The following is a 5035-nucleotide window of genomic DNA, read 5'->3' on the forward strand; positions in this document are numbered from 1 at the left end:
TCACTTTCAAGCGAATACAGTCAGWAATCGAAATGTCCTGTCTACCGTCCGGTTAGGTATGGAAGTCCTCAGGCGACCAGACTACGAAATTATAACTCAACACCTCTTAGCTGCGGCTGTGGTTCTAGCCCAGCAGCTCTTAAAAGAGGGCTATGCATTGGCGGATTTATGAGGGGATCTCTCAGTGTTGTAGTTATAACCCAATAGACCACACATCCGCAGCTGATTAATATCATCCGCCGTATCGATATTAAGGCCATTCGGATGTTGTTGAGTCGAGTAAATATAACTGGGCTGCAGCGTGTAATAATAATCAGTTAAAAGAAAATCACGATCGCGCTCTTTGTTATAAGATGCGCTGAGCGCAATATCGTAGTTGCCCGCTTTTGTCTCAAAAACACACCGCTTCCAGGGTGGTAAATCCACCGACACATTCACGCTGCTATCTTGGAAGATGGCATTGAGCACATCAATATCATAGCCTTCGATAGTTTCGCCTTTTTTATAGTGAAAAGGAGGCCAGTTCGCCCCATCACCACACACTTTAAGCGACGAGGTATCGAGTGCCATCGCTGGCCCTGATAGTAAGCTACCGGCCAATGCCGTGGCAGAAAGTAACGCAATTTTCATAATCGACTCCTTGAGGGATGACTCACCTTTAAGTATCGTCGACATCGTTAGAAATGCGAATCCGGTCATTTATTTTTCTGCGACTTTGGATTGATTAACACAGTATCTCCTGATTTTAAGCCCTTACGCACTCGCCCCTCTTGGGTGAGGACCACCAAGCGTGTTTTGATTTGGTTATCTTCAACGATTTTCACATAGTCAAGCTGACCAATTTGATAACGCGCGTTAGCGGGCACAAATAAGACAGACGCCGACTCTTGTGACAGCGTCACTTTTGTAAACATGCCAGGGAGTAGCACCTGATCCTCTCTTTGTTCAACAGGCAAGGTCAAGGCGACACGATAGCTACGTGATGTCGCATCCGCGGCCGGCGTGATCGTGCGTATCGTGCCGGTCAGTGTTTTTTCATAAGTCGGCAAACGTAGGTTAAGCGTGTCTCCGGTAGTCACAAAAGGCAGTGAAGACTCGGCGATATTCACTTGCGCTTCCATGCTGTCTGGGTTGTATAACGTCAGCATCGCCGCACCCGGTGTCGCGGTATCTCCTTGATTGATGATTTTTTCGCTGATCAGTCCAGTAAATGGCGCGCGCACCAAACTAAATCCGAATTGAGTTTCGGCCTCATCCACCGCCGCGATAGCCCGGCGATACTCAGAACGCGCAGTGTTTAAGCGGTTCTCGGCATCATCAAATTGCGATTGTGGCACGAGTTTTTTCGCCAATAAGGTTTCCATCCGGCGATAATCGCTACGCGCGGTATTCAGTTGTGACTGCGCCGAAGCCAATGCTTGTTGCACTTGCCGTACTTTGGCACTGAGATCCGCATTATCTAAACGGATCAATATATCGCCCTGCTCCACGCGATCGCCAACATCCACCAGTACATCGGCGACCGTTGCCGTCATTCGCGCCGCCAATGTCGCGTTTTGCCGCGCCACCAGCTGCCCTGAAAAGGTCCGGGTTTGCGGCTGTTCAACGGCAGTAAGTGTCAAGGTTTCGCGATCATCCGCCCGTTCAGGAAAGCTGGACTCTGAGGTCACATTATCCGTAAATACGCCAGCCATGGCCAAAACTAGCACTAACAGTCCAGAAGCTAGCGCTAAAGCCAATAATCCTTTTTTCGCTTTCATACCTCGTCTCCTTCTGCCGGTAATCCATGGGTGGGATGATTTTGATAAGCCAAGTTGTACACCACAGGCACAACCAACAAGGTAAACACGGTTGATGCCGCGATCCCGAAAATAATTGCCCATGCGAGCCCATTAAAAATAGGATCTAAAGTAATAATCACATTCCCCAACAGCGTGGTGCCTGCGGTCAGTAAAATCGGCCGCATACGCACTGCACCTGCTTGTATCAACGCCTCATTAAGCGCCATACCCCGTGCCAATGATTGCTGAATAAATTCAATCAATACCAAAGAATTACGCACCACGATCCCAGCAAGTGCAATCATGCCTATCATCGCGGTAGCGGTAAAAAGTGCCGGAGTTGGGTAGCCATTAATTTCGCCACTTAAGCCATTAAGCAACCAAAATCCGGGCATTATACCAATCACCGTCAGCGGGATCGCCAGCATAATCATTCCAGAAACCGCCGGTAAGCCAGTTTGGATCAGCATGACGATAAATACGCCTAACAAAGCGGCGCCGTAGGCAATGCCAAGGTCACGGAATACATCGATGGTGATCTTCCACTCACCTTCGCCGCTCCAGACAACATTAATATCGTCACGCACCTGCCAACCATCGCCAGCGCCATTGTCGAGGTAGCTGCGCGCTGCGAGCGGCCGTGATGTGTCCGTTTCGGGCTGATCAAAGTCAGCAATCACATCAGCGACCACTTCGCCAGGTACTCGCCCAGTCGGCTCAGCATAGACATAAACCACAGGCTGAAGATTCTTATGATAAATCGGCTGGTCCGCCGGTAGACGCTCAAAATGCCCCAACTCGCTCAACGCAACAAGTGGCTGAGGGGCATCGACCAAAGCGCCTCGCACCGATTGTTTCGCGACACCGGCACGGCCACGAATGTGAAGTGCTAATAAGGTATCAAGTTGATCGCGTGCATCCGGGGCTAAACGCAGCGTTACCGGTAAGGGATCAATTTCATCGGCATCCGCCAAATGGGCCAAGATTACCCCTTGATTGGCCGCGCGCAATGCCTGGTTAATATCGGCAATGGCGACGCCAGATAACGCGGCTTTTTCTTGGTCAGCCACAAACTGCCAACGCGATAATGGCCCTTGAATACTGGTACTCACTTCCGAGACAAACTCTTCTCGTTCCAGTCTTGCGGCCACCTTTTTAGCTTGCGCTTGAATATCTGCGTAGGGCGTACTGGGCGCGCCATACACTTCCGCGACAATGGTCGCCAATACAGGCGGGCCAGGTGGCATTTCCACCAATTGCACATCCGCATGATGTTTTGCCGCAATCGCTTCTAGGTCATCTCGCAAACGGGTGACTAAGCCATGTGATTGCAACTCACGCCGCTGCTTATCCACCAGTACCACGCGTAATTCACCTTGATAAGGCGCATTGCGTGCAAAGTAATGACGCACCATGCCATTAAAATCCATCGGCGACGCTAGCCCCGCAAAGCCCGACACAGAGACCACCTCCGCTTGCTGTTGCAGATAGGCGTTCATCTCACGCAATGCATTCGAGGTCTCGACATAACTGGCGGCTTCCGGTAAATCCAACACCACCTGAAATTCATTTTTGTTGTCATAGGGTAAAAGTTTAAGCGGCACGAGACGCAGCGCCGGTAACATCGCGGCCACCACAAACAACACTCCCACCACTATAAGAAACCCTTTGGCGCGGCGATTATTGTCTAACGAGGGGAAGCAATAGTCGACGGTAGCCCCGATAAAGTGGCGTCGTCTCGAGACGGTAGTCATCGCCCTTGTTCGAGGCGCGAACAATTTTTTTCGCCAACCACGGCGTCACTAAAAACGCCACCAAGGTACTGATCACCACACTGACCGGGACATTAAATGCTAGCGGTGCCATGTAAGGCCCCATCATCCCGGTGATAAAAAACATCGGGGTAAACACAATCACAATCGCTACCGTCGACATGATCAGTGCCCGTTTAATTTCCAGCATCGCCAGTACAATGGTGCGGCCGCGTGGTTGATGATCATGGGTCAGGTGACGTTCAATGTTATCGATACTGGCAATCGGATCGTCGACAATCAGGCCCAGCGCTAGAATCAAAGCAAACAGGGTGACTCGGTTGATGGAATAACCAAAGGCGAGATCGAGCCAAGTGCCGCGCCATAACTGATCGGGATCGCGATGGCGACCACCAAGGCACTGCGCCAGTTCAAAAACAGCCCCACAAACACCACCACGGTGAGGACCGCAATGCCTAAACTCGAGACTAAATTACTGACTTTGGCATCGGCGGTTTGACCATAGTTACGAATAGTCTCAACCTCTACCTCCTCTGGGAACTGGGTTTTCGCTAAACGATTGAGAGTGCGCGTAACATCGTCGGCAACCGTCACCGCGTTCGAGCCTTTTTGCTTGGCAACCGAGATAAATACGGCTGGATGTGGTTCAGTCTCTGCTTGCGATTGTATCCAGGTATCGGTGATTGCCTCTGTGGAACCATCAGTTAGGGTGGCGACATCTTGTAAGTACACAGGCTTACCATTTACAACGGCAACAACCAGCTGGCGAATATCGTCAAGGCTTTGATACCACTGTCCGGTTTCAAGCACATACCGCTGGCCTTGATACTGAATATCACCGGCATGGCGTTTTTGATGACTCAGAGAAAAAGCATTGGTTAAATCGGCCACACTGATTTGATAACTTGCCATCGCCGCCGGATCTAAGGCCACTAACACTTGACGTGGCATGCCTCCGACAACCTTGACTTCATTGGTTTGTGGCAAGGCTTTTAAATCCAAGGTGGCTTGCTCGGCAATGCGGCGGAGGGCGTAATGATCGAGAATATCTGGCTTGTCGCTGCGAAGGGCAGCAATCACAATGGGTACATCATCAATTTCAACCGGCTTAATCGCCCACTCGCTCACCGCTGCTGGAATGGCATCTTGATTGGCGTACAGTTTGTTATACAGATTAACCAGCGCCGATTCGCGATCTTGACCGACATAAAAGCGCACGGTCACTCGGGCTGATCCTGCTTTCGTGGTGGAATAAACATACTCCACCCCATCAATCTGACTGACTTTTTTCTCGAGCGGTTGAGTGACTTGCTTGGCTACTTGTTGCGCATTTAGTCCCGGCGCTTGTATCAGCACATCGGCCATTGGCACCACAATTTGTGGATCTTCCTCTTTGGGCGTGAGCCATAGCGCAGCAGCCCCCACCAAAAGCCGCCAACACAATTAAAATAGGCGGGAAAAAACTGTTCATCACACGGGTAA

Annotated in this window: 2 protein-coding genes and 2 pseudogenes; 1 reads left to right on the forward strand and 3 read right to left on the reverse strand. The window is 50.7% G+C overall.

Annotation, left to right across the window (positions count from 1 at the left end):
- Positions 1-172 (forward strand): annotated as a pseudogene (locus tag DZ54_RS26300) (IS4 family transposase); the annotation flags it as partial.
- Here the strand turns inward: DZ54_RS26300 and DZ54_RS0114625 are convergent.
- The 3 genes and pseudogenes from DZ54_RS0114625 to DZ54_RS22160 all read right to left on the reverse strand — a co-directional run bounded on the left by DZ54_RS0114625 (position 151) and on the right by DZ54_RS22160 (position 5024).
- The gene (locus tag DZ54_RS0114625) at positions 151-630 is read right to left on the reverse strand and encodes a substrate-binding periplasmic protein (protein ID WP_025674882.1); all 480 of its coding nucleotides are present in this window, start codon (positions 628-630) and stop codon (positions 151-153) included. The pseudogene DZ54_RS26300 and the gene DZ54_RS0114625 sit on opposite strands and share 22 nt — an antisense overlap.
- 65 nt (positions 631-695) lie before the next feature.
- The gene (locus DZ54_RS0114630; protein ID WP_025674884.1) at positions 696-1760 is read right to left on the reverse strand and encodes an efflux RND transporter periplasmic adaptor subunit; all 1065 of its coding nucleotides are present in this window, start codon (positions 1758-1760) and stop codon (positions 696-698) included.
- Positions 1757-5024: pseudogene (locus DZ54_RS22160) on the reverse strand (efflux RND transporter permease subunit). The gene DZ54_RS0114630 and the pseudogene DZ54_RS22160 overlap by 4 nt, the downstream one beginning before the upstream one ends.
- Between the last annotated feature and the right edge of the window lie 11 nt (positions 5025-5035).

The organism is Salinivibrio socompensis S35 (assembly GCF_000513715.1).
Lineage (GTDB): Bacteria > Pseudomonadota > Gammaproteobacteria > Enterobacterales > Vibrionaceae > Salinivibrio > Salinivibrio socompensis.